This is a genomic window from Pacificoceanicola algae, assembly GCF_049341065.1.
Classification (GTDB): Bacteria; Pseudomonadota; Alphaproteobacteria; order Rhodobacterales; family Rhodobacteraceae; genus Pacificoceanicola.
Genome location: NZ_JBMPIX010000018.1, coordinates 1 through 18,952 on the forward strand (window position 1 = coordinate 1; position 18,952 = coordinate 18,952).

20 protein-coding genes and 1 tRNA gene are annotated in these 18,952 nt (G+C 61.0%); 8 read left to right on the forward strand and 13 right to left on the reverse strand.

All coding sequences use genetic code 11. From position 1 onward, the window contains the following. Window positions 1-131 precede the first annotated feature (131 nt). The 6 genes from ACOYQJ_RS19530 (at window position 132) to ACOYQJ_RS19555 (ending at window position 3,208) form a co-directional block, all read left to right on the forward strand. Window positions 132-317, forward strand: coding sequence for a helix-turn-helix transcriptional regulator (locus tag ACOYQJ_RS19530; RefSeq protein WP_422907686.1), 186 nt, complete (start codon window positions 132-134; stop codon window positions 315-317). Window positions 318-423: 106 nt separating this feature from the next. Then, window positions 424-708 (forward strand): winged helix domain-containing protein, encoded by a 285-nt coding sequence (locus ACOYQJ_RS19535; protein ID WP_422907687.1) that lies wholly within the window; start codon window positions 424-426, stop codon window positions 706-708. A gap of 94 nt (window positions 709-802) precedes the next feature. Next, window positions 803-1,954, forward strand: a complete 1,152-nt coding sequence (locus ACOYQJ_RS19540; RefSeq protein ID WP_422907688.1) for a bifunctional DNA primase/polymerase — start codon at window positions 803-805, stop codon at window positions 1,952-1,954. Next, complete coding sequence (locus ACOYQJ_RS19545) at window positions 1,905-2,279, forward strand: hypothetical protein (RefSeq protein ID WP_422907689.1); 375 nt, start codon at window positions 1,905-1,907, stop codon at window positions 2,277-2,279. Before ACOYQJ_RS19540 ends, ACOYQJ_RS19545 begins: the two co-directional genes overlap by 50 nt. Then, window positions 2,266-2,889 (forward strand): hypothetical protein, encoded by a 624-nt coding sequence (locus ACOYQJ_RS19550; RefSeq protein ID WP_422907690.1) that lies wholly within the window; start codon window positions 2,266-2,268, stop codon window positions 2,887-2,889. The genes ACOYQJ_RS19545 and ACOYQJ_RS19550 overlap by 14 nt, the downstream gene beginning before the upstream one ends. A 112-nt stretch (window positions 2,890-3,001) precedes the next feature. Continuing rightward, the gene (locus ACOYQJ_RS19555) at window positions 3,002-3,208 is read left to right on the forward strand and encodes a hypothetical protein (protein ID WP_422907691.1); all 207 of its coding nucleotides are present in this window, start codon (window positions 3,002-3,004) and stop codon (window positions 3,206-3,208) included. 623 nt (window positions 3,209-3,831) lie between these two features. On the opposite strand, the gene ACOYQJ_RS19560 is transcribed toward ACOYQJ_RS19555, so the two are convergent. The 4 genes from ACOYQJ_RS19560 to ACOYQJ_RS19575 all read right to left on the reverse strand — a co-directional run bounded on the left by ACOYQJ_RS19560 (window position 3,832) and on the right by ACOYQJ_RS19575 (window position 8,085). Continuing rightward, a tRNA-Ser gene (locus ACOYQJ_RS19560) sits at window positions 3,832-3,921 on the reverse strand. Between the two features lie 435 nt (window positions 3,922-4,356). Next, window positions 4,357-6,048 (reverse strand): KpsE/RkpR family capsule polysaccharide export protein, encoded by a 1,692-nt coding sequence (locus ACOYQJ_RS19565; protein WP_422907692.1) that lies wholly within the window; start codon window positions 6,046-6,048, stop codon window positions 4,357-4,359. Beyond that, complete coding sequence (locus tag ACOYQJ_RS19570) at window positions 6,026-6,685, reverse strand: ABC transporter ATP-binding protein (RefSeq protein WP_422907693.1); 660 nt, start codon at window positions 6,683-6,685, stop codon at window positions 6,026-6,028. The genes ACOYQJ_RS19565 and ACOYQJ_RS19570 overlap by 23 nt, the downstream gene beginning before the upstream one ends. A gap of 152 nt (window positions 6,686-6,837) precedes the next feature. Next, entirely contained in the window at window positions 6,838-8,085 is a 1,248-nt protein-coding gene (locus tag ACOYQJ_RS19575) for a Na+/H+ antiporter NhaA (protein ID WP_422907694.1), read from the reverse strand. Window positions 8,086-8,285: 200 nt separating this feature from the next. Between ACOYQJ_RS19575 and ACOYQJ_RS19580 the strand changes: the two genes are divergently transcribed. Further along, window positions 8,286-8,882: a uracil-DNA glycosylase family protein gene (locus ACOYQJ_RS19580; protein ID WP_422907695.1), complete on the forward strand. Its 597-nt coding sequence runs from the start codon at window positions 8,286-8,288 to the stop codon at window positions 8,880-8,882. Next, window positions 8,863-9,651, forward strand: coding sequence for an SseB family protein (locus tag ACOYQJ_RS19585; RefSeq protein ID WP_422907696.1), 789 nt, complete (start codon window positions 8,863-8,865; stop codon window positions 9,649-9,651). The genes ACOYQJ_RS19580 and ACOYQJ_RS19585 overlap by 20 nt, the downstream gene beginning before the upstream one ends. Before the next feature lie 27 nt (window positions 9,652-9,678). Here the strand turns inward: ACOYQJ_RS19585 and ACOYQJ_RS19590 are convergent, their stop codons facing one another. The 9 genes from ACOYQJ_RS19590 to ACOYQJ_RS19630 all read right to left on the reverse strand — a co-directional run bounded on the left by ACOYQJ_RS19590 (window position 9,679) and on the right by ACOYQJ_RS19630 (window position 18,880). Next, the gene (locus ACOYQJ_RS19590; protein ID WP_422907697.1) at window positions 9,679-10,683 is read right to left on the reverse strand and encodes a P1 family peptidase; all 1,005 of its coding nucleotides are present in this window, start codon (window positions 10,681-10,683) and stop codon (window positions 9,679-9,681) included. A gap of 54 nt (window positions 10,684-10,737) precedes the next feature. Next, window positions 10,738-11,478: an SDR family oxidoreductase gene (locus tag ACOYQJ_RS19595; protein ID WP_422907698.1), complete on the reverse strand. Its 741-nt coding sequence runs from the start codon at window positions 11,476-11,478 to the stop codon at window positions 10,738-10,740. A gap of 24 nt (window positions 11,479-11,502) precedes the next feature. Further along, on the reverse strand, window positions 11,503-12,231 hold the full coding sequence (locus ACOYQJ_RS19600; RefSeq protein ID WP_422907699.1) for an SDR family NAD(P)-dependent oxidoreductase: 729 nt from the start codon (window positions 12,229-12,231) through the stop codon (window positions 11,503-11,505). A gap of 74 nt (window positions 12,232-12,305) precedes the next feature. Next, window positions 12,306-13,742 (reverse strand): aldehyde dehydrogenase family protein, encoded by a 1,437-nt coding sequence (locus ACOYQJ_RS19605; RefSeq protein ID WP_422907700.1) that lies wholly within the window; start codon window positions 13,740-13,742, stop codon window positions 12,306-12,308. Next, window positions 13,732-15,369, reverse strand: a complete 1,638-nt coding sequence (locus tag ACOYQJ_RS19610; protein ID WP_422907701.1) for an ABC transporter ATP-binding protein — start codon at window positions 15,367-15,369, stop codon at window positions 13,732-13,734. The genes ACOYQJ_RS19605 and ACOYQJ_RS19610 overlap by 11 nt, the downstream gene beginning before the upstream one ends. After that, a complete protein-coding gene (locus ACOYQJ_RS19615; RefSeq protein WP_422907702.1) occupies window positions 15,366-16,181 on the reverse strand; it encodes an ABC transporter permease in 816 nt (271 codons plus the stop codon). The genes ACOYQJ_RS19610 and ACOYQJ_RS19615 overlap by 4 nt, the downstream gene beginning before the upstream one ends. Continuing rightward, window positions 16,178-17,122, reverse strand: coding sequence for an ABC transporter permease (locus ACOYQJ_RS19620; RefSeq protein WP_422907703.1), 945 nt, complete (start codon window positions 17,120-17,122; stop codon window positions 16,178-16,180). Before ACOYQJ_RS19620 ends, ACOYQJ_RS19615 begins: the two co-directional genes overlap by 4 nt. A 78-nt stretch (window positions 17,123-17,200) precedes the next feature. Further along, a complete protein-coding gene (locus ACOYQJ_RS19625; RefSeq protein ID WP_422907704.1) occupies window positions 17,201-18,085 on the reverse strand; it encodes an alpha/beta fold hydrolase in 885 nt (294 codons plus the stop codon). An 84-nt stretch (window positions 18,086-18,169) separates the two neighbouring features. Then, a complete protein-coding gene (locus ACOYQJ_RS19630; protein ID WP_422907705.1) occupies window positions 18,170-18,880 on the reverse strand; it encodes a hypothetical protein in 711 nt (236 codons plus the stop codon). Window positions 18,881-18,952: the final 72 nt, after the last annotated feature.

Sequence of the window (18,952 nt, forward strand, 5' to 3'; positions counted from 1 at the left end):
GTTGTTCTCCATTGCAGATACCAGCTTGAATCACGATCAGCGCCCGGTGGAAATCCCTTTTGTCAACACGGCCTAGTGGGCGATAGGCCGCCTTAAGCTTCACTCCATAGCAATCTTATGGAGTGCATCACATGTCGGAAACCTACCTCACAGACCGCCAGATTGGCGCTCGCTACGGTGTCCATCAGCTGACCCCGCGCCGCTGGCTCAAGACTGACCCGACCTTCCCCAAACCGATCCGCCTGACGCCCGGCTGCACCCGCTGGAAGCTGTCGGATATCGAGGCGTGGGAAGCCGCGAAGGCCACCGCCGCATAACGAAAAACCGCCCCCCATTGAACGGGAAGCGGCTCTATTCGTTCAAGCTGTCACATGCGCATGAATATCCCCGTCCCGTTCTGGTTTCAAGAAAGGAAACCGGACGATGAAAGTAAAGGCGAAGATCGAAACGGGCGACACGCCCATCACGTTGCATCTGAAAGGCCGTGTGGCCTGGACCTTGCTGGAATTGGTCAAGGCGGGCGACAAGGGCATCACGCCCCTGCACAATCCCGCGCCGCGCGTCTCGCACTATGTCCTGACACTGCGCCGCAAGGGCGTTGTCATTGATACCGATATGCAGCCACACGGCGGGGCCTTTCCCGGCGAACATGGCGTCTATCGCCTGAAAAGCGCGGTGACGATTGAACGGGTGGAGGGCCGCACATGATGGCCCTGCGCATTGCCCGCATTTGCCGCGAATTCGGGGTTTCCCGGTCGGTGGCCAAAAACATCGCAGCCCTTGTCTATGGGGAGGGCAAGCAATGACAGCCCTTCGGAACTCTGGTTTGCCCGAAGAGATTCGCAACGAAATGGTCCGCCTGAAAGGGGCGGGCCTGTGCCTCTTGCCATTGGGCGGCGGGGCTGACGGCAAAGCGCCCTTGCTGAAGGCATGGGCTGGCCCCGGCCTGACCCTTTCGCAGATACTGGCCCCGATGCACCGGACAGGCTCGCAGGTCTATGGTGTGCGGCTGGATGGGCTGGTGGTGATCGACTGCGACTGTGACGACCTGGATCTGGTCGCGCGGATGGAGGCGCGTTTTGGGGCCAGCCCCGTCCACGTCAAAACCCCGCGCGGCTGGCATCTGTATTACCGCGCTGCCGGAACAATCCCGAACCTGCGCGGCGAAGGTCTGCCGGTCGATATCAAGACAGGGGCGCGCAGCTATGTCGTGGGGCCGCTGTCACAGCGCCTTGACGGGGGGCTGTATGGCCCGGCCAAGGGTTTTCTGGGGAAAGATGCTCTGCCAGTCTTGCGGTGCGCCCTACAGGCCAAGGCGGTGTCTATTCCAACCGGGCATCGTCACGTTGAAATGGTGAAGGAGGCGATGCGGATGGTCGAACTGGTGGACAGTGCAGATGAATTGCAGGCCAACCTTGCGGGTATCCGTGATGACTGGTGCCAGGATCCAGCGACGATGCCGGATAGCGAATTGCGCGATATCGCTGGATGGGCTTGGAAGTGCCGTTTGGAAAACCGCGTCTACCGTGGTCGGGACAGCGCCTTTCCCATGCAACGGCTCGCCTTGGACGCATTGCGCGGCACGCCCAATGGGGCAGATGCAATTGCCTTGTTGGTGATGCTGTTAGATCAGCATGGTCACAGCCCCGGCAAACGCTTCCCCTTGGACTTTGACGCCATGCGCTTGGCGGGTTTGGTGAACCTGTCAAAGCCCCGGTTGCGCGCGGCGCGGCGCACCTTGCAAGAGGCCGGGCTTTTGCGACTGGCGGGCAAGCATAGGGCGGGATCGAGGCCACAAACCTTTGTCCTGACCCGGATGCGCCCGAACCTGACCGATGCCCAAAGCCTGCCGACACAGAACGTCAAGGCGGGAGGTATGGCGGGGGGAGGGGCTATTATTACTTATGACGCGCGATTTCAGACCTACAAAACCGGCGGGCAAGCCGATGAGTGATTTGGTTCTGACCGTGTGGGGCGCATTGGCTGATTTGGCTCAATCCGACCTCGGGCCTGCGCTGTCGCCGCGCTGGCACATCATCCTGACCGGACAGATGGCGCATATCCTTATCGGGGTGGCTTTGGGCTTGTATCGCGTTCCTGTGGCTCTGGTTTGGGCGGTGTTCTGTGGCTGGGCTGCGAAGGAATTGTTTGGCGACATTCCGAACGGTGGCGGCGCTTGGCCCGTGGTGGCTGACAGCCTGGCCGACCTTTGTTTCGGATCATTCGGCTACTTCGCCGCCAAGACAAGATTGGAGAAAGCACGCAATGGCCAAGACTGACCCCATCACGCCCCGAACAGACCCCGATACCGCGCAGCCCGCTGGCCCGGATGCACAAGAGCGGGCGCGCATCGTCGCGGTTGCGGAAAGGCGGGCGCGGCGCGCCGATGGACCGCCGATGAAACTGGAAATGGTTGACGGGGTTTTGCAGGTCACCTTCACCCATGCAGATCCTGACTTGGCAGAAGTGTTGCTGATGGCAGACCTTGGCACATGTGACCCCGATTTTATGAAGGGCATTCAAGGCCAAGTGGCCTGCATCGGTGCGCCTGGCCGAAAGATCGACGAAAGTGCGAGCAATTTCCTGCTGTCGGTGGTCCGGGGGGTGCAGCCGCGCGACGAATTGGAGGCCATGTTGGCGGTGCAGATGGGGGCAATCCACCAAGCCACCATGATGATGGCCCGGCGGTTGAACCATGTGGAGAACATCACACAGCAAGACTCCGCCGAACGCGCCTTGAACAAACTGGCCAGAACCTTTGCCACCCAAATGGAGGCGCTAAAACGCTATCGCACAGGCGGGCAGCAAAAGGTCACGGTGGAGCATGTGACAGTGAACGAAGGCGGGCAGGCCATTGTCGGAGCGGTGGCGCAAGCTGAAAACCGTTGAAAAATGCAGCCGCTGGTCGGATGATTGACGTATGGCAAGCTGACCTAGGCGCTTGATCTGGGCATATTGCTGCCTCTTTGATAATTCGTGGGTATGTGGAGATTTCTTCTGTATGGACGGTATTCACTTCGGACAGATTGTCACGGCTGTGCTGCTGGGGAACGCCCTAACCGGCTGGTTCATCCATTCGGCATGGGTCGTGACGCGCATAGAAAAGGCTGGGGGCAAGCCGTCTGACGCGCCTTGGTTGGCGCTGCTTGGGCTTATCGTCCCATGCCTTCTAGGGGCCGGGTTTGCCTATCTGCTCACCGAGGGATAACTTCTGCGCCCCGCTCGCCACCGCGAATGACGCCCTCGACAATGCGCCGCCCCTGAATGAGTTTGATTTACTTCCACATGTGGGAGGGGGTGAATGTGAATAATGACGCCAACCCCATGCAAAGGGCGCATGGCGCGCTAAGGTGCAGGGCAACTTCGAAACGCACAGGCCTGCCATGCAAAAGCCCTGCCGTTAGGGGCTGGAAGGTCTGCCGGATGCATGGTGCGGGTGGCGGCGCACCGACAGGCCCGGCAAACGGCGCTTGGGTGCATGGCGAGCGGTCGAAAGCCGCTGTCGAAAACCGGCGCAACCTTATGGCGCTTGTGAAGCTGGCACGAGATTGCATTAAGGCGGTGCCAAACTAAGTGCGCGCGTGGATGGCCATTTGTTCCGGGCAAGCCGCCAGGGTGACGCGTTGCGGTGATTTTGAACGGGTGGGGGGAGGCCGAATCCTTGAAACGTCAGATTCGGGACCGCGCGGGGTAGCAAATTTTACGCGCGGGCAGTTTGGAGGCAAAAAGCTGCAAGCAATCCGATGCAGCCCCAAGCGTTTTTTCTATGTGGGGTAGGATGTGGGGTAGATCGGCTTAAGTGCCAAATTTACCAATGAAATCAATAGGTAATGGCGGAGAGGAAGGGATTCGAACCCTCGAGACGGTTCCCCGCCTACACACTTTCCAGGCGTGCGCCTTCGACCACTCGGCCACCTCTCCGCCGACGCGTTTAGCAAAGCGTGGCAGGGGGGCGCAAGCGGAATTGCGTTAAATTCCTTACGGCAAAGAGTGCACGCCTCCAACAGCTTCAAATTAATCCATTCCAGTTGGAAGCAGCGTCGTTCCATGAATGGGCAACCTTGCTCGGTGTCTTGCGTTTAAAGATTTGATTTATTTACTAAAAATGAAAATTTTGACGTTTGGAGGTGGCGCGGCACCGGTAGGGATGGCTGGCCAGTTGGTATGGGTGAAGTTTGTCTCTGTGTACATGCTTTTCCAAGACGAATCTGGACAAGTCATCCAGGGAACTCGGTCCCACACCACGCGGTATGGGAGGTGCAGGGGATGAACCTGACGTGCGACCCTATGGAAAGTGGCTATATCCGGACAATCGCGGTTGGCGGGATCGCAGTTTTTGGGCGTCAGTACTTGGGGTCAGCTGCTAACCTGTTCGCGCAGGATTGAGGCCGTTAGCGAGATCATCAGATAAGCGCCGGAAAATATCAGGAAGGCGAGGATCGTGTTCTCGAATTTGCGGGGATAGCTGGGATCCTCTGACGCCACCGGGAACACCGAAGTGGTCAGGTAACGGGCCTGAGTCTCGGCGTCACGACGGGCCTGTTCAAGCCGCTCCAAGGCGGTTTGCAGCATCAGGTCACGCGTCGCCAGATCGGCCTCGGCCAGTTTCATCTGGACGGCTTTTTCAGCCAAAGAGTCTTCTCCCGATGCGGCGGTGGTCATTTCGGCGTTCAAAGCGGTCAGCAGATTCTCCAGCCTTCGCACATCCCCTTGAGCCCCCTCCACCTTGGCGCGGTTCGGGCGGGAGTTGTCCAACAGCGCCTGAAGCTGCAGCTTTTTCTCCTGCAGTTGCAGCTCGTAGGTGTTGATTTGGGCGCGTAGGGCGGTGATTTTGCCTTGCGGGTCGACAATATTGCCATCCTGTTGCATGCGGACCAGCTTTTCCTGAGCTTCACGCCGGGCGGTGTCGGCCTCGCGCAGGCCCTCTTCTGCATCTTTCACGGCGTTCGAGCGTTTACGCAGCGACAGGTTGTCCACCCGTTCTTCGGCGTAGCCAATCAACGCTTTGCTGAACTCTGCGGCAACCTCGGGATTGGCGGCCATGATTTCCATCTTGATCACGCCTTCGGTCGGATCATATCCGATCTCGATGTTGCGTTTGTACAGCTTGTAAGCTTCTTCGTTTGACGGGTTGTCGCTAAGTCGCTGGATCGGATCGATGAAGTCCTGCGTGTAGTGGGATTTGAACCCGACATCCTGATCCAGACGCAGCATCGCGTCCTTTGATTTCAAATAACTTTGAACGGCAATTGCGTCCTGATTGGTGGCGAACTGCGTCCCCGAAAAGAGCGACCCCATGGTACCGCTGCTTTCGGCCTTGAGGATGAGAAATTCCGACTTTGTCGAGTACATCGGCGTTGCAACGAAATAGAAATAATACCCTGCGATCAGCGTCGGCAAGCCCACGAAGAATGCCAGCCGGGTGAACAACAGCACCATTTTCTTGCGACGGCGGCTGGCCAGATCTTTCTGGATTTGCATGATTTCAGCGGCGCGGCGTTCTGCCGGGCTTGCGATCTCGGTCGAGGGAAGCTGCTTTTTCTCGATCGCAACGGTTTGCGGCAATTGCACCTTGGACTCGGGCTGGGGTTTGGCGGATTGGCCACCGGCCTTTTCGCTGTCGGCGACAACCAGCTCCAGCATGTTCGTGCGTTGAAACGGGTCGATCCCACGGGCGCGCAGCAGACGCACGGCGTCGAAATCCGAGGTCGGGGCCAAGCCGTTCTTTTGCGCGACGCGGCGGGCCATGCGCAATTGGCGACCTGTCAGACCTTCTTTGCGGATCGCGTCCATATCGGTTTCCCCGGCCACTTGGGTGGCAGAATCAACCTGACCTTCCCGCGCGGGGGCGGGTTTTGGCGCGGGCGATGGGGCCTTTGCCTGCGGCTGGACCGGTTGCTTCAATTGCTCGGGTTGAGGGCGCGGCGGCGCAGGTTTCTTGGGCGCAACAGCGCCCTCGGCCGGGCGTGTGCCTGAGGCCTCTCCTTGCGCGCCATCGATCGGATCGCGCCGGATGCGGAACTTTTTAGCCTTGGGTTTCGTAGTCATAGAGCTGTTTCGCTTCTTCCAAGGTGTCGAACATATGCAGCTTGCCATCCATCAGGACAGCCGCCTTGCGGGCGAATTTTTCGAGGATCTTCGGCTGGTGCGACACGATGATGATCGTTGTCGTCCGCAGTCGTTCAGCCAGAACATCGCCAGCCTTGCGGTTAAAGTCCACATCGGTGGAACTCGGCATGCCTTCGTCGATAAGATACATATCAAAATCGAGCGCAAGCATCAGTGCAAAAGTGAATCGCGCGCGCATGCCAGATGAATAGGTGCCAATCGGTTGGTCGAAGTATTCATTCAACCCACAAAGCCAGCGGCAGAAGGATTCCACATAGTCCGGGTCGAGACCGTAGAGGCGGGCAATGTAGCGGGCATTTTCACGCGCCGAGATTTTCGAGATCACGCCACCCATGTACCCCAGCGGGAAGGAGATACGGCAACCACGCCTGATCTCGCCTTCGTCCGGCTTTTCAAGGCCGGCCATCATCTTGATCAAGGTTGTCTTGCCGGTTCCGTTTGGGGCGAGGATGCCCAGAGATTCCCCCAATTCGACGCGGAAGGACACCCGGTCAAGGATCACCTTGCGCTGGGTGCCGGTCCAAAAGGACTTGCTGACCATGTCGAACTCAAGCATTGGGGTTGCCCCGGTTTTACCCGCACTGTCCCATATAGGGGTTTCCAAACTCCTACGGACTAAATTTGTCTACATTATGGCTCTTGGCGGAAACAAAAACAACGCGGGGCCCGTAAAGGGCCCCGCGCATGCAACAGTTAACTCTGTTGGTTTCAGAATTCGTGCTTTTCCACGCGGGTGATCTTGCCGACCACGATGGAAATGATCGCAGCGGCAAAGCTGAACAACGCACCCATTTTGGCCGCATCCTGAACCGGGCCTGCGTCAAACGCGACCGAGGCAACGAACAGCGAGACCGTAAAGCCGATCGCGGCAACACAGCCAATCACGACCAGATCGATAAGCCTCATCCCCTGGGGAATGCCAAGGCGTAGCGGCACGGCGGCGATCCAGCCGAAGATGAAAATACCTATCGGCTTGCCGATCAGCAGGCCAAACAGAACCAGCCATGTGGCATCGCCCATCGAGCTGAATTCGACCCCGGCGTTGAGAAGGCCAAAGAAGAACAAGATGATCTCTACCGGGTGCTTGAGCGCATGTTCGATCATGTTCAGAAGGTCGGTCAGGTGTTGCTCGGCCTCAGAGAAGATGCCGAAAGCGCGGTCGGCGTGGGGGATTGTTGGCACGATGGGCAGCAATCCCAGCGCTGGGTGCAGGCCGGACATCATAAAACCGTACCACGAAAAACAGCTTGCGATCAGGTAGGGCCAGAACGACAGCTTTTCACGCACCCATGTTGAGTTGGGCCTGTCCTGGTTGCCGCGGTCCATTTTGCGGGGCAGCCAGTTGGCCAGAAGGAACACCGCCAGCGCCGCGCCAACAGACAGCAGCAGCCAGATCGGCGCGAGATCGCCGCTTGGGTAGAAAATCGCAAGGATAATCAATCCGGCCGCGTCATCGGCGATGGCGAGTAGCAGCAGGAAACGCACCGCCGGGTGCCCGGCACCAAAGACGATGCGTCCAACCAGATAGCTGAAGGCAATGTCCGTGGCGGTCGGGATCGCCCAACCGTTGGCGACGGCGCTGTAAGTGTCAGACCCAAGGATCATGGCAAGGCCCAGATACACGGTGATCGGTCCCAACATCCCACCAGCCGTTGCAAACAGGGGCGTCGCAGCCTTTTTGCCGCGCAGGCTGCCGTTTTCCAGAATGACGGCTTCCCAGACTTCCTTTGCGGCGATGGCGAAGAACAGAGCCATCAGCAGGTCGTTGACCAGATAGTGAAGCGTCAGGGTGCGGTGTCCGTCGTGCAGGTGCCCGATGGGCGCGTTGTCCCAAAGGACCATATGCACAAAGTGATGATAGCTGTCCGGGTTGGTGTTCGCCCAGAAAAGAGCCGTCAAAGCGCCGATGATCAGTAGAAGCGAGTAATTCGCCAGAAAGTTCCAAACGCGATACATGTGGCCCCCTTGTGCAATCCACCCGTCCCAAACGGTTGCGTTTGGTGTTAACGGATTGCTCGGCGATGGGCAACGCACCCTGACGCCGCTTCTGAACAAAGCCGTCCGGGAGGCACCGGATCGGGTCGGCTGAAATCAGAAGGCGTGCAAACCCGAGATTGGGGGGTGCGATCATCGCGCCGGGGACCTAAATTCGCAGGATGCAGCAGCTTGCCTCTGACATCCGTGCCTGTCGCCTCTGCGCCGAGCGTTTTGCCGCCACCGAGACCGCGCACCAACCGCGCCCGGTTTTTCGTGGCCTGCCTTCTGCGCGGCTGTTGATTGCCGGGCAGGCACCCGGCGCGCGTGTGCACGAGAGCGGGCTGCCATTTACTGACCCCTCGGGGGACAGGCTGCGCGACTGGTTGGGGTTGGACGACGCGGCGTTCTACGACGAAACCCGCGTCGCCATCCTGCCGATGGCCTTTTGCTTTCCGGGGTACCGCAAGGGTGCCGATCTGCCGCCGCCACCGATCTGCGCCCGCACATGGCGCGACCGCTTGGTTCGGTCCTTTCCACACATTGGCCTGACGTTGGCCATTGGCGGTTACGCGCAAAAGTGGCATCTGCCAAAGGCCGGGCCGGTGACTGAAACGGTTGCGCGTTGGCGCGACCATCTTCCACATGTGATCCCCTTGCCCCATCCTTCGTGGCGCAATACCGCTTGGATCAGGAAAAATCCGTGGTTCGAGGCTGAGGTATTGCCCGTTCTGCGCGCCCGAGTTGCCGAGGTGATGAATGACGATGACGCCGATTGATACTGCCCACGCCGCGATGGAGGCCGCGCCGGAGGACGACGCGGCACGCCTGCGGTTCTACGAACGCCTCGCGGACGCCGAACTGTTCCTGATGCTGACCGAAGAGCCGAAGGGCGACAACATCTCGCCCGAGGTCTTTGAAGTGCAGGATTCAAGCTTTGTGTTGGTTTTCGACCTTGAGGAACGTCTGTCCGGCTTTGCCGGGCGCGCCGTGCCCTATGTTGCCATGTCAGGGCGCGCGCTGGCCCGGATGTTGGCGGGGCAAGGCATTGGTCTTGCCTTGAATATCGAGGTCGCACCCTCGGCCATCCTGCTGCCGCCGCAGGCGCTGGAATGGCTCAGCCAAACGTTGGACCATGGTCCATCCGAAGGCGAAGCGCGGCCCGAAAGCCTGCACGCCCCGCGCGATCTGCCCGAGGCATTGTTGCAGGCCCTTGATACCAAGCTTGCGGCCACGGCAGGGCTTGCCCGCAAAGCCTATCTGGCGCGGGTGACCTATGAGGGCGGTACGCAGGGGCATCTGTTGGGCATCACCGGCGCGGTGCCCGGGGCCGAAGCCGCCCTGGCGAAGGCGATCAACGAGGCGCTGGTATTCTCAGGCCTCGAGGCGGGCGCTTTGGATGTCGCCTTTCTGGCAGATAGCGATCCGCTGACGGCGCAATTGGCCGGGGTGGCGCTGCGGTTCGATTTGCCCGAACCGCCAAAGCCTGAGCGCATCGAACGGATTGCCCCGGGTTCCGACCCGGACAAGCCCCCCCTTTTGCGCTGAGCATTGCGGCATCAAACGTGCCTGCGCTTAGCGCCCCAGTTCCGATCTGAACGTCGGCAGGGTGTCGCCCGGGGCGGGTGTTGCCTCCCACACGGCGCGGGCGATGGCGCGCGCCAGACACAGGCTCGCCGCATGGCCGATCCATGCCAACTGCATTTCAGGCGCGTCCAACTGGCGCGCGCCGGTCGAGGCGGCAAAGACAAGGTCCCCGTCCATGGGCGTGTGCGAAGGCTGGATGGCGCGCGCCATGCCGTCATGCGCGGCCACGGCCATACGGTGACATTGTGCCTTGGTCAGGGCGGCGTCGGTTGCGACAATGGCGATCGTGGTGTTGCCAATTCCAGCCATCGCTTGCAGTTTCCGGCTTTCGGGAAGGGGATGAAAGCCCTTGGCCGGGTCGGGGCCGAGCCCACCGAATTCGTCGCCGAACTCGGCCGCAGAAGCCCAGAAATGCCGCCCCGAGGGCGTTGTGACGCTGCCCATCGGGTTCACTGCGACAAGCGCGCCAACCGTCGTCCCATCGTCCAGCACCAGACTGGCTGACCCTAGCCCGCCCTTGTGCATGGCCGTTTGTGCCCCGGTTCCAGCGCCGATGCTGCCCTGCGAAAAGTCTGTGTTGGCAGCGCGCAGGGCGGCTTGGCCAAGGGTGGGATAAGGGTTTTCGCGCCACTCCTTGTCGCCGCCGTTGAGCAGGTCAAAGATGATTGCCGCCGGGACAATGGGAACACGGGCCGACAGCACCGCAAAGCCGCGTCCCATGGCGTGCAATCCGTCCATGACACCCTGCGCGGCGGCAAGACCAAAGGCGCTGCCGCCCGAAAGCACCAGCGCATCGACACCGGGCGCCGTCTTGTCCGGAGCAAGCAGGTCGGTCTCGCGCGTGCCGGGTGCGCCGCCTTGAACAGCGACCGAGGCGGTGAAGGGCTGATCGCCCAGCAGCACCGTGGTGCCGGACTTCAACGCAGCATCCTGCGCGTTGCCAACCCGCAGGCCAGCGATGTCGGTGATCAGGTTTCTGGGTCCGGGGCGCATGGTTTCCTCATTTCTTGCCGGCGCGGCAGGGGCGTGTCTACGGACAAGCCCATCCTAGATGCAGCGGCCGCCGTCCACCTCCATGCAAACGCCGGTGATCATGCTGGCCTCGTCCGAGCATAGGTACAGCGCGGCATTGGCGAGGTCTTCTGGCGTCGAAAATCGGCCCAGCGGGATGGTCGCGAGGAACTTGGCGCGCATTTCCGGCGTGTCCTCTCCCATGAAGCTTTTTAGCAACGGGGTTTCGCCCGCGACAGGGTTCAGGGCGTTGACGCGGATGCCGGAAGGGGCAAGCTCGACCGCCATGGTCTTGGTTGCGGTGTTCACCCAGCCCTTGGAGGCATTGTACCAGTTCAGATTGGGGCGCGGCGAAATCCCGGCGGTCGATGAGATATTCAGGATGTTCCCTGTGCCGCGGTCCTTGAGATGCGGCACCAAGGCCCGGGCGCCAAGATAGATGGACTTGCAGTTCACCGCCATGACCCGGTCGAAGTCATGTTCCGAGATGGTTTCCATCGGGGCGGGCAGATGGGTGACGCCAGCGTTGTTCACAAGGATGTCGACATGGCCCATGACCTCGATGGCGCGGGCGATCATGGCCTCCATGCTTTCGCCGTTCGAGACATCGACAGCATGGGCGATGCCGCCGAATTCCTCGGCGACGCCGCGGGCGTTTTCCTCGTGGATGTCGGCGATCATGACCTGCGCGCCTTCGTTCAGAAAACGCCGCGCGATTCCCGCGCCAAAGCCTGATCCGGCCCCGGTGACGATGGCGGTTTTGCCCTCAAGCCTCATTGGCTGTCCTCCTTCTGTGAATGTTCAATAGGTGGCGCGGCCGCCGGATTGGTCAAAGACCGCACCAGTGGTAAAGGATGCCTCGGACGAAGCCAGCCAGCAGACCATCGCGGCGATTTCGTCGGTAGTGCCAAAGCGACCCATGGGAATCTTGGATTTCATGTAAGCGATGAAATCGTCGGTCATCTGAGACAGGATCGGGCTTTCCACCACGGCAGGGGCAACCGCGTTGACGGTGATCTGCGTGTCGCTCAGTTCCTTGCCCAGCGATTTGGTCAGGCCAATGACCGCCGCCTTCGAGGTGGAATAGGCCGAGGCGTTGGGGTTGCCCTCTTTCCCGGCGATCGAGGCGATGTTGACGATGCGGCCAAAGCCATTCGGGCGCATCAGCGCAGCGGCCGATTTGTTGCAGTAAAAGACGCCGTGCAGGTTCAGGTCGATGACCTTGTGCCAGTCCTCGATCGGATAGTCGATCACGGTGGTGTTTGGCCCGGTGATCCCTGCCGAACAGATCAGCGTGTCCAGCCCGCCCATGGCCTCGGCGTCCTGACGCATTGCGGCGTCGACGGCGGCCGGGTCGGTGACGTCAATCTGGCGGGTGCGGATGTTGTCGCCTTCGGCCTTGGCAAGGTTGTCGGCGCTGATGTCCCAGATGGTGACGGTGGCCCCTTCGGCGGCAAGGCGCCGGGTGATGGCAAGGCCGATGCCCGATGCGCCGCCGGTCACGATGGCCTTGCGGTTCTCAAATCGCATGTGATCTCTCCCCCATGTTTGCGCGCATGTTGCGCTGCGGGCGTTCTGGCGTCCAGAGGTTTTGGTATACCATTCTACCCGTGCCGGGCGGCTACGGTTTTGAGCGTCGAAAACCCGTAAAGCGCCTCAAAGCCCTTTTCGCGACCATGACCGGATTTCCCGGTGCCGCCAAAGGGCAATTCGACCCCGCCCCCCGCACCGTAATTGTTGATGAACACCTGCCCGGATCGCAGCGCCTTGGCGAGCCGCATCTGGCGGGCGCCATTTTCCGTCCAGATGCTGGCCACAAGGCCGTAGTCGGTGCCGTTGGCGATTTCCACGGCCTCGGCTTCGTCTTCAAAGGGAATGATGACCTGAACGGGGCCAAAGATTTCCTGCTGTGCCAGCGGGTGGTCGGGTGACACCGGACCGTACAGGCTGGCAGGAACGTAAAAACCGGGGCCTTCGGGCGGCTCGGCGCGGGCAATCAGGGGAAGATCGCTGGCCTTGGCCAGAAAAGCCAGAACGCGCTCTTTCTGGCGGGCGTTGATTAGCGGGCCGATGTCAGGGTCGTCCATGGCGGCGCCGATATGCTTGGCGCGGTAGGCTGCGGCCATGGCGCTGATGACTTCCTCTAATCGGGAGGTATGGACCAGAATGCGCGATGAGGCCGAGCAGGTCTGCCCCGCGTTCTGAAGGCCCGCGTTCACCAGAAAGGGCAGGGCGTCGTCAAGGTTGGCATCCTCGAAGACAATTTGCGGGCTTTTTCCGCCTAGTTCCAGCGTGACGGGCACCACGTTGGCCCCCGCTGCAATCTGGACCGATGCGCCCGTCGCCACCGATCCGGTAAAACTGAGATGCTGAATACCGGGATGCGCCGAAAGCGCCGCCCCCGCCTCGGCCCCCAGCCCGGGAACGACATTGAGCGCGCCGGCAGGCAGGCCGGCCTGAGTCGCGAGATAGGCAAAAAGCAGGGCCGTCAGGCAGGCATCCTCGGCGGGCTTCAAAACGCAGGCATTGCCCATCGCCAGTGCCGCGCCGACAGACCGGCCTATGATCTGCATCGGATAGTTCCAAGGCACGATATGCCCAGTGACGCCATGCGGTTCGCGCAGAGTATAGACGGTATAGCCGTCGAGATACGGGATGGTTTGCCCGTGCACCTTGTCCGCCGCACCGCCGTAGAATTCGCAATAACGGGCAAGGGCAAGCGCATCGGCGCGGGCCTGCGAAATCGGTTTGCCAACGTCGAGCGCCTCGAGGGTGGTCAGCAACTCCGTATGCTCCAGAACAAGCTGGCCAAGGCGGGTCAGGATGCGGCCTCGGTCGACGGCGGTGGTACGCCCCCAGTCGCCGTCCCGCGCCTGTTCGGCGGATCGGACCGCGGCATCAACATCCTCCGCACGACCGCGCGCGATCTGGCAGAGCACCTCGCCTGAGGAGGGGTTGGTCAGCGGCAAGGTGGACTGCGCGGGGCACCAAGTGCCGTCAATCAGCATGTGCGCGGTGTCGATTGGCAAGTCAGGCAGCATTGGGGCCTCCGATATCTGGCAGGGCGGGCGCGGCAGCGATCAGCTTTTGCGTGTAAGGGTGCTGGGGGGTGTCGAACACTTCGGCCGTGGGGCCGCTTTCGACGATCTCGCCTTTGCGCATGACCAGCACGCGATCGGTGATCGAGCGGACCACGGACAGGTCGTGGCTGATGAACAGATAGGTCAGCCCATAGTCGCGGGACAGTTGCGCCATGAGGTCGAGAATGGTCGCCCGGACGCGCACATCCAGCGCGCTGACCGCTTCGTCAAACAGGATGAGCTTGGGGCGGATGATCAGGGCACGCGCAATGGCGATGCGCTGGCGCTGCCCGCCGGAAAAGGCATGGATGTGTTTGTTGGCATCCGAAAACTGCAGTCCCACCGCCTCCAGCGCCTGGGCGATGGCCCGTTCCCGGTCGGAGCCGCTGGGTGGGTTGTCCAGTAGGTGGAACGGTTCGGTGATCAATCGGGCGACACGGTGCCGGGGGTTGAAGCTGCCATAAGGGTCCTGAAAGACCACCTGCATCTTGCGGCGCACATCAAGGTTTGGCTTGCCATGGGTAAAGACCGGCTGACCGCCGAGGGTAATCTGCCCTTCCTGAACCTGTTCAAGGCCAAGGATGGCGCGGGTCAGGGTGGACTTGCCGCAGCCGGATTCACCCACAAGGCCAAGCCGTTCGCCCTGTCTGATCTCAAAGCTGACCTTGTTGACCGCGCGAAAGTGTTCGCGCGGCGCAAAGGGGCGTTTGCGCGGCAAGTGGTAGTCGCGGCTGACATTCTCGACCCTCAACAACGGAGCCTCAGCCGTGGTCTCATGCAGGTCCGCCTTGTGGCGCGAGGCTTCGAACAGGGCCTTGGTGTAGGGGTGCTGCATCTGCGCGAAAAGCTGCTGCGTCGGCGCCTGTTCGACGATCTCGCCGTGATGCATGACGGCGATATGGTCCGCCATGTCCGACACCACGGCAAGGTCATGGGTGATCATCATCAGCGCCATGCCTTCGGATTTCACCAGATGTTTGAGTAGTTTGAGAATCTGTGCCTGCGTGGTCACGTCCAGCGCGGTCGTGGGTTCATCGGCGATCAGCAATTTCGGGCGCAGGGCGATGGCCATGGCAATAGCGACCCGCTGCCGTTGCCCGCCGGACAATTCGTGGGGGTAGCGGCCAAGCGGTAGATCTAGACCGACCTTTTCCAATGTCTCACTGGCGCGCGCCTTGGCCTGCACTCGCGACAGGTCAGAGTGGATCTGCAGAGTCTCCATGACCTGTGCGCCGATGGTTTGCAGCGGATTCAGGGCGGTCATGGGTTCCTGAAACACCATGCCGATGTCCCGCCCGCGATAGGCGCACAATTCACGTTCAGGAAGGGAAAGCAGGTCAGTCCCCTCCAGTCGGATCGCACCGCTGACATGGGCGGTTTGTGGCAACAGTCCCATGATGGCCAGCGCCGTCATGGATTTCCCCGAGCCGCTTTCGCCCGTCAGCGCCGTGATTTGCTGTGGGAACAGACTGAGCGAGAGATCCTTGATGACCGGCTTTTCGTGGATGGTGACGGTCAGATGATCGATGACCATTTGCGGAACATAGTTGCCGCTGTCCAGATATTGCTGCCGTTCCGGTGTCATCATGTGCGGATCACCTTGAGGCGCGGATCCAGTTGGTCGCGCAATCCGTCGCCCAGAAGGTTCAACCCCAGCACCATGAAGACAATGGCAAGACCCGGGATCAGGGCGACATGCGGGGCGAGGGCGACCATGGTTTGTGCATCGGCCAGCATGCGCCCCCAGCTTGGCGTCGGCGGTTGCGCACCAAGGCCGACATAGCTGAGGCCCGCCTCGGCCAGGATGCCCAGCGAGAACTGGATGGTGCCTTGCACGATCAACAGGTTGGTGATGTTCGGCAGGATATGCTCGGCGCTGATGCGCGGGCGGGATTTGCCGGCAACCCGGGCGGCGAGAATGAAATCGCGGGACCAAAGCGACAGCGCGGCGCCGCGCGACAGGCGGGCAAACACCGGCACGTTGAAGATGCCGATGGCGATAATGGCGTTGATCGCGCCGGGGCCAAAGATCGCGGTGATCAGGATGGCGATGACAAGGCTCGGAAAGGCAAAGATCAGATCGTTCCCGCGCGAGATCAGCTCATCCAGCCAGCCGCCCTTATGGGCCGCCGCGGTCAGGCCCAGCGGTACGCCCAGCCCCATGCCGATGCCGACGGCCACCAGCGCCACGGCAATCGAGGTGCGGGCGCCAACCATGATCATGCTCAGGATGTCACGGCCAAAATGATCGGTGCCAAGCAGATGCGCGGTGCTGGGCGGTTTGAGGCGCTGGGCGATGTTCATTGTCTCGGTATCGAAAGGGGTCCAGAGATAGGACAGCAGCGCGGCGGCGATGAACAGTGCAGTCAGCAGGGCGCCGGTAAGCAGGGTCTTGTTCATGTGCGGCGCCTCAGTCTGGGATCGACAAGCGCATAGGCGAGATCGGTCAGAAAGTTCACCATGATCACCGCGAAAACCAGCAACATGACCACGCTTTCGACGACAATCAGGTCGCGCTGGCTGATCGATTGGAAAATCAGACGGCCAAGGCCGGGCAGGTAGAAGACCTGTTCAATGATGATTGCGCCAGCCAACAAGAATGAGAATTGCAGCCCGATGATGGTCAGCACCGGGATCAGCGCGTTGCGCAGCCCATGGCGCCACAGCGCCTGCCCGCGCGACAGGCCTTTGGCGCGGGCCGTGCGGATGTAGTCTTCGCCCAAGGCGTCGATCAGCGACGATCGCAGGACGCGGGCGAGGATCGCGGCCTGCGGCAGGGCAAGCGCGATAGCCGGCAGGGTCAGGGCCTTGATCGCCTGCAACGGGTCGTCCCAGCCGGGAAAACCGCCCGAAGGCATCCAGCGCAGTTTGATGGCGAAAAGCAGGACCAACAACATGGCGAACCAGAAGTTCGGGATCGCGACCCCAAGCTGCGTGGCCGCCATAACGCCCAGATCAGCGGGCTTGCCCCGACGCGAGGCGGCCAGAATCCCGGCGGGAAAGGCGATCAGCGTCGACAAAGTCAGCGCGAAAAGTGCCAGCGGCAGCGAAATCCACAGCCGGTCGGCGATCATCCCCGAGACTTCCGTCCGGTAGGTGTAGGAGGTGCCGAAATCGCCCACCAACATGCCGCCGACCCAAGTCAGATAACGCTGATAGCGTGGCACATTCAGGCCCAATTCATCGCGCAGCGCCTCGACGGTATCGGGCTGGGCGTTGATCCCAAGCATGTAGCTGGCCGGATCGCCGGGCGCGACTTCGACCACAAGAAAGATCACCAGCGAGGCGACGGCCAAGCTGAGGATCAAGGAGGTCAATCGGCGGGACAGATAGGCCAGCATGATCACACGTTAGGGGCGCTGGGCGGGGCGGTCCAGTGGGTTGCGCATCCGGCGTAGAGAGGTGAGATGAATCCCGCCCTAAATCAGCTCATCGAGAAAGGCGAGAAGGGCTTTTGTCGTATCTTTCGGGGATTGATCGACAAAGAAATGGCCGCCCGGAACGCCTTGGCTGGTCATGTCGGAAAGCCGGTCCGCCCAAGTTGCGGGTACATCATAGGCCTTGGCCATTGCGCCATCGGCCCCGTAAAGCACCAGCGCGGGGCAGGTGATCGGGCGGGTCAGGTTCGCGGCATCCAGCGCAAAATCCACTTCGATCGCAGCGCGGTAATCGTCACACATGGCGCGGATGGTATGGGGATCGCGCCAGGCGCTGCGATAGGCGGCAAGGGCTTTGGCATCGAACTCTTCAAGACGGGCAGAGCCCCAGCCCAGCAGGCAGGACTCGTAGAAATGATCCGGATCGGCGCCGATCATATGTTCGGGAAAGGGCTCTGGCTGGGCAAGGTAGAACCAGTGATAATAGGCCTTGGCCACCGGAAAGGTCAGTTGATCCAGCAACATGTGGGTCGGGATGATGTCCATGACGGTCAGGCTTTGCACCGCATCGGGGCTGTCCAGCGCCAGCCGATGCGCCGTGCGCCCGCCGCGGTCGTGCCCGACCAGATGAAAGCGCTCGAATCCCAGGTGCGCCATCAGGGCGACCATATCGGCGGCCATCGCACGAAAGCTGTAGTTTTCCAGCCCCTTGGGTTTGCCGCTTTCGCCATATCCGCGCAGGTCGGCGGCGATGACAGTGAACTGCTGCGCCAGTTGCGGCGCAACGTGAGACCACATTGCGCGCGTTTGCGGAAACCCGTGCAACAGCAACAGCGGCGGGCCAGAGCCACCGGTCTCATAAGCGATGAACTGGCCGTTCACGGTTGTGCTGGACGCGGTGAAACCGGGAATGTCGTTGCGGATCATATGGGCCTCTTGTGACTTCGGGCGCCACGGTCTGAGGCGCCCGACGTCAGGGTAGGGGCCAAATGTCAGGTGGTCCAGTGCGGCTTAGCCAAACTTGAGGAACAGCTTGGAGTACGGCACCTTTAGCCCGCCGACCGCCGCTTTGACCTGCTCTGGGTCACCCGCCCGCGCGGCCTCGACCAGTGCTGCGACCGAACCGGCAAAGGCTTTGGACAGACCGCTGTAATCGTCACTGCCCTCTGCCTCGGTCGAGGGATTGTCCAGTAGATCCTTGGCCAGATAATTCAGAACTGCGGCGTGGTCGCGGATCTTGGCGACACCCGCCGTGTCCAGCGCAGAAACGTCCATGGCAAGCAGATCTTCCATTTCCGCGTGGTAGGCGTTCATCCTGTCCGAGAAGGTTTGCACGCCATTGCGGCGATGCAATTCGCCAAAGAGATCGCGCACCGCCTCAAGGGTTTCATGCGCTTCGGTCAGCGTTCCTTCGGTGATTTGAGCCTGCGCGGTTTCAACCGTGGCGGCGGCTTTGGTCATGGTCTCCAGCCACATCGGATCGTCCTCATATTGCGGAGGTGGGGTTTCCCCAAAGCTGACGATCATCATGTGCAACTGATCTTGCAATTTGGCAGCGGAGTCGGCCGAGACATCCTGCTTGCCTGCGTTCGTGCCAAACAGAGCCGTGCGATAGGCGCTGTACATGGCGCGGAAGTCTTTTTCAAAGTCCGCAACGGGTCCGGCAAAAGCGACCGAGCCCAAAAGGGCAGCTGCGGCGGTCAATGTGATCAAGCGTTTCATTCGCGTCTCCATAAACATTCCCAATGGTGAATGTTTCACACGGAATGGGGAAGCGAACCTTGATGCAGATCA

Excerpts from the sequence above, each read along its gene's own strand:
- ACOYQJ_RS19530 (WP_422907686.1), top strand. The coding sequence starts at position 132 with ATGTCGGAAACCTACCTCACAGACCGCCAGATTGGCGCTCGCTACGGT.
- ACOYQJ_RS19535 (WP_422907687.1), top strand. The coding sequence starts at position 424 with ATGAAAGTAAAGGCGAAGATCGAAACGGGCGACACGCCCATCACGTTG.
- ACOYQJ_RS19540 (WP_422907688.1), top strand. The coding sequence starts at position 803 with ATGACAGCCCTTCGGAACTCTGGTTTGCCCGAAGAGATTCGCAACGAA.
- ACOYQJ_RS19545 (WP_422907689.1), top strand. The coding sequence starts at position 1,905 with ATGACGCGCGATTTCAGACCTACAAAACCGGCGGGCAAGCCGATGAGT.
- ACOYQJ_RS19550 (WP_422907690.1), top strand. The coding sequence starts at position 2,266 with ATGGCCAAGACTGACCCCATCACGCCCCGAACAGACCCCGATACCGCG.
- ACOYQJ_RS19555 (WP_422907691.1), top strand. The coding sequence starts at position 3,002 with ATGGACGGTATTCACTTCGGACAGATTGTCACGGCTGTGCTGCTGGGG.
- ACOYQJ_RS19565 (WP_422907692.1), bottom strand. The coding sequence starts at position 6,048 with ATGACTACGAAACCCAAGGCTAAAAAGTTCCGCATCCGGCGCGATCCG.
- ACOYQJ_RS19570 (WP_422907693.1), bottom strand. The coding sequence starts at position 6,685 with ATGCTTGAGTTCGACATGGTCAGCAAGTCCTTTTGGACCGGCACCCAG.
- ACOYQJ_RS19575 (WP_422907694.1), bottom strand. The coding sequence starts at position 8,085 with ATGTATCGCGTTTGGAACTTTCTGGCGAATTACTCGCTTCTACTGATC.
- ACOYQJ_RS19580 (WP_422907695.1), top strand. The coding sequence starts at position 8,286 with ATGCAGCAGCTTGCCTCTGACATCCGTGCCTGTCGCCTCTGCGCCGAG.
- ACOYQJ_RS19585 (WP_422907696.1), top strand. The coding sequence starts at position 8,863 with ATGACGATGACGCCGATTGATACTGCCCACGCCGCGATGGAGGCCGCG.
- ACOYQJ_RS19590 (WP_422907697.1), bottom strand. The coding sequence starts at position 10,683 with ATGCGCCCCGGACCCAGAAACCTGATCACCGACATCGCTGGCCTGCGG.
- ACOYQJ_RS19595 (WP_422907698.1), bottom strand. The coding sequence starts at position 11,478 with ATGAGGCTTGAGGGCAAAACCGCCATCGTCACCGGGGCCGGATCAGGC.
- ACOYQJ_RS19600 (WP_422907699.1), bottom strand. The coding sequence starts at position 12,231 with ATGCGATTTGAGAACCGCAAGGCCATCGTGACCGGCGGCGCATCGGGC.
- ACOYQJ_RS19605 (WP_422907700.1), bottom strand. The coding sequence starts at position 13,742 with ATGCTGCCTGACTTGCCAATCGACACCGCGCACATGCTGATTGACGGC.
- ACOYQJ_RS19610 (WP_422907701.1), bottom strand. The coding sequence starts at position 15,369 with ATGATGACACCGGAACGGCAGCAATATCTGGACAGCGGCAACTATGTT.
- ACOYQJ_RS19615 (WP_422907702.1), bottom strand. The coding sequence starts at position 16,181 with ATGAACAAGACCCTGCTTACCGGCGCCCTGCTGACTGCACTGTTCATC.
- ACOYQJ_RS19620 (WP_422907703.1), bottom strand. The coding sequence starts at position 17,122 with ATGCTGGCCTATCTGTCCCGCCGATTGACCTCCTTGATCCTCAGCTTG.
- ACOYQJ_RS19625 (WP_422907704.1), bottom strand. The coding sequence starts at position 18,085 with ATGATCCGCAACGACATTCCCGGTTTCACCGCGTCCAGCACAACCGTG.
- ACOYQJ_RS19630 (WP_422907705.1), bottom strand. The coding sequence starts at position 18,880 with ATGAAACGCTTGATCACATTGACCGCCGCAGCTGCCCTTTTGGGCTCG.